Here is a 3,878-nt window from a genome sequence, read left to right as displayed (position 1 = left end):
TGAATGTCCTTGTTGATAATAGGCTATCACCCTTAGTTTAAAGTCGATGTCATACTTCATAAAATAACCCCCATAAGTTGTGTCCAACTTATGGGGGTCAGTTCATAAAAGACGGTTTTTCTATTTAAATAACTACTAAACAGGGTTTGGCTTAGTCTTGTAGGTAACTTAGCAGACGCATAAATTCAATATACATCCATACTAGCGTCGCAAGGATACCAATACTAAATAACCATTCATAATCTTCTGAGACACCCATCGCCACGCCGCGATCGATATTATCAAAATCTAATAATAGGGTAAAAGAGGCGATAACAATGACAAATAAGCTAAAGCCGATAGCAATAGCGCCACCTTCAAATAAGAAGGGCAAGCTCGAACCAAACGCTAAAGACAATACCCACTGCGCCACATAAACCAACATGATGGCAATCAATGCTGAGGTGACGATTGAGCGGAATTTTTCAGTGACTTTAACCAAACCTGAGCGATACAGCCCTAACATGACCGCTGCGGTGACAAAGGTTGCACACATGGCGGTGACGGGCACGCTTGGGTACATGCGCATAAAGAACAGCGAGATACCACCTAAAAAGATACCTTCTAATAACGCATAAGGTACGGCAAAGGTTTTGGCTTTTTGTGGTTTAAAAGTGATGAAAATCGCAAGACCAAAGGCGGCAAACATACTACCAAAAGCAGCCATGGTGATGAAGCCTTGTGATAGGCCTGCCATTAGCGCATAAAAGAAAAATCCAATACCCGTAATCGCCGATAAGCCAAGCAATAAACTGGTCTTTTGAATCACACCCTTTACCGTCATCGGCGCGCCGCCAACGGCAAGCTCTGCGCGACTGACAATAGGATTTGCCATAAAGTTGTCCTTTTTAAAGTATAAATAACTAAGATGCCAGCTACTTTAGCAAAACCGCCATTATTGTCAACTGTGTTTACGTGAGCGTATGCAAGGCGTCACGTGGCTATCAAGCCTTAACTAATCTGTGGATATTAACATACCCCACTCTCAACTTATTTTTCTAAGGTATTGGTTTACTTAGTTTTTAAAATTTCAGTTAAAAAAATTAGAATTTTAAATTCTATAAAAATCAAAAGCCTACGATAAGTTGAGATTGGCGTATTAACATATAAAGCGGTAATGAGTAGCAAAACAAATACGCTTAAAAGTGGCGTATGATAGAAATTATATGGGGCCAATTACGACAGTTAACAACGAAACTTCATAAACATGCTAGTCTAAGCGCTGATTTCTCGTTATCATTGCACTGTATTTTTCGTTATGCCGAGTCGTTTTATGGAAAACTCAGCGCAGTCCGCACGATTGCCGCACTTACATGAATCAGAGCTGTTCCACGCCATCAAAAACCCTGCTTTTAGGCGTATTGGCCTAATGGGCCGAGCTGGAAAACGCAGCGTGACCCAAAGTCTGGTGCAGATTGCCAAAACCATCAATGAGATGAATCTGACATTGATTATGGATGTGCAGACAGCCAATTTACCGACGTTAAACCTGACCGAGATTGAGCGTGTAAAAATTGTTAAACGCAGCCTGATTGGTGAAATTTGCGATTTGGTCATCGTGGTAGGCGGCGATGGTTCGATATTGCATGCTGCCGAAGCATTGGCGCGTTATCGGGTACCAGTCTTAGGGGTCAACCGTGGTCGTTTGGGATTTTTAGCTGATGTAAAGCCTAATGAAGTGGCCTTTAAACTACGGCAAGTGTTGATGGGTGATTATCAGTTAGACCACAGATTTTTGCTGACCATGGAGATTCGTGAAGGACGAAAAATCATTCACGAAGATATGGCGCTCAACGATGTGGTGCTGCATGCGGGTAAATCGGTGCATATGATTGATTTTCAGATGAAAATTGACGGGCACGATGTCTATCGTCAGCATAGTGATGGACTTATTGTCGCAACGCCGACGGGTTCCACTGCTTATGCACTTTCAGGTGGTGGTCCGATTATTCATCCGAGTATGGATGCCATTTGTTTGGTGCCGATGCATCCGCATACCTTGTCCAGTCGTCCGATTGTGGTTAGCGGCACCAGCGAGATTTGTATTCGTATTCATGAGGACAACCGCACCCAGCCACAAGTCAGCGCCGACGGCAAGCCGAGTATCGCGCTCGACCAAGAGCAGCGCCTTTATATTCGTAAGCATCCTGATAAGCTCACCTTACTTCATCCGCCAGGGTTTGATTTTTATGAAGCCTGCCGCACCAAATTACACTGGAACGTCCATGCCGAAGAGTTCAGTATGGATATCGATGATGATATTATAGAAGAATAAATGTAGTGCTAGATTTTTCAAGATAGTACTGGGTTATAAAAATAGTCGCGGAGAGTAGGTACGATGGACAAACAAACGATATTAGCAAGTGTGACCCCAGAAGTGGTAGAGAAGTTTCGTCAAGCCATTGAGCTGGGCAAATGGTCGGATGGTCGTAAGCTCACCCCTGAGCAGCGCGAAACTTGTATGCAAGCGGTCATGGTATGGGAGCATGAGCATTTGCCGCCCGCCGAGCGTACCGGTTATATTCATAAACCTGTGCGAGACGATGGCTCTGTCGTGGGCGCGGAATGTGATGTCGAACACGAGCATCATTATCCCAACATGCCTAATCCTAAAGGGGCGGTGCAACCCGTTAAATTTCATAATAAATAAGCAGCAGCTTTATCGCAGTTAATTGAGACAAGTAAGCGGCTAAGCAGCATTAAGTCAAAAGCACCAAATTGAAAGCAGTAAACAGAAAAAAGCCACGCTATGATGATAGCGTGGCTTTTTTAATACTTTTAAAATAGATAGTTAGCGAAAATAGAAAACTACAGCGCGCTAGTATCAACACTTGGACGCGGCGTTAATGGATTTTTTTCCATTAAAAATCCTTGCCAGCCCCAATGTAAAAAGTTACGAATATTGGCATGATCGGTACCTTTAGGCGTTGCTTGTACCTTGGCATAATGTTCACCAAACAATTTTAGCGTGTCCAATTGATTTAGACCATGGTGCTTAGCAAAACCAAAAATCTTGGCGCTGCCTTCGTTTTCGCCCGCCGCATTATGCAGCATACCATTGACAAAAGGTGCTGGCGCATAACGATAAAAATCATCAATAAAGCTGATGACATCATTGAATCCAATGGCTTTTTTATTTAAACCATTAAGTAGAGCCGATACATCTGATTGACGGATACTCATAAATACATGACCTCAGAGCAGATTAAAAAGCAAAAATAGGGTGCTTAATTTATGCCCAATAATTATTGATAGTGAGTTAACAAGCGAACAATTTAGCGATTAAAATAGTCTTCATCATCGAATGAAGGCGCAAAGCTGCCTTGCTCAAGATGTTGCATTTGCGATTGTACCGTGCGTTCATGCTGAATACGCTGATAAATCTCTTCACGGTGTACCGCGATATCTTTTGGCGCATTGACGCCGATTCGTACTTGATTGCCTTTAACGCCTAGGACAGTCACACTGACCTCATCGCCAATCATTAGCGTTTCGCCCACGCGGCGTGTCAAAATTAACATGCGTCACACTCCTTATGTCGCATCAACAGATTATTACTCATCAGATTGCGTCTCAATTACAGGACATTACTCTAGTACTAAATATGCAGAGTAGTCATTATAAAAACACTGCGTCACCTAATACTCATAGCGGTAATGATAGATAAATTCATTTAGCCCAAATGAAAGCCCCATTATAGGGGGCATAACAGATACTGTCACGGATTTTCACAAAACTATTAGGTATATACTTACCTGAGCAATAGTAATAAAAGAAAATAGAGCCTAAAAAAGGCTCTATTTAATGAATATTTTACTAGGGCGTGTCTTCAATTCATC

Annotated in this window: 4 protein-coding genes and 1 pseudogene; 2 read left to right on the top strand and 3 right to left on the bottom strand. The window is 42.4% G+C overall.

Features of this window, described 5'->3' with window-relative positions; all coding sequences use genetic code 11:
- Nucleotides 1-151: 151 nt before the first annotated feature.
- Complete coding sequence (locus B2866_RS13215) at nt 152-874, bottom strand: Bax inhibitor-1/YccA family protein (RefSeq protein WP_011280732.1); 723 nt, start codon at nt 872-874, stop codon at nt 152-154.
- 438 nt (nt 875-1,312) lie between these two features.
- Here B2866_RS13215 and B2866_RS13210 point away from each other — a divergent pair, with 438 nt between their 5' ends.
- Both B2866_RS13210 and B2866_RS13205 read left to right on the top strand, forming a co-directional pair.
- Nucleotides 1,313-2,314 (top strand): NAD(+) kinase, encoded by a 1,002-nt coding sequence (locus B2866_RS13210; RefSeq protein WP_296195215.1) that lies wholly within the window; start codon nt 1,313-1,315, stop codon nt 2,312-2,314.
- A gap of 63 nt (nt 2,315-2,377) precedes the next feature.
- The gene (locus tag B2866_RS13205) at nt 2,378-2,689 is read left to right on the top strand and encodes a YeaC family protein (RefSeq protein ID WP_296195211.1); all 312 of its coding nucleotides are present in this window, start codon (nt 2,378-2,380) and stop codon (nt 2,687-2,689) included.
- Nucleotides 2,690-2,847: 158 nt separating this feature from the next.
- Here the strand turns inward: B2866_RS13205 and B2866_RS13200 are convergent, their stop codons facing one another.
- Nucleotides 2,848-3,222, bottom strand: a complete 375-nt coding sequence (locus tag B2866_RS13200; protein WP_068404458.1) for a HopJ type III effector protein — start codon at nt 3,220-3,222, stop codon at nt 2,848-2,850.
- A 170-nt stretch (nt 3,223-3,392) separates the two neighbouring features.
- Nucleotides 3,393-3,560, bottom strand: a pseudogene (gene csrA / locus B2866_RS13195) (carbon storage regulator CsrA); the annotation flags it as partial.
- Between the last annotated feature and the right edge of the window lie 318 nt (nt 3,561-3,878).

The organism is Psychrobacter sp. UBA3483 (assembly GCF_002377905.1).
Taxonomy (GTDB): Bacteria; Pseudomonadota; Gammaproteobacteria; order Pseudomonadales; family Moraxellaceae; genus Psychrobacter.
The sequence above is the reverse complement of the archived record's forward strand: the minus strand, read 5'-3'. Positions and strand labels throughout refer to the sequence as shown.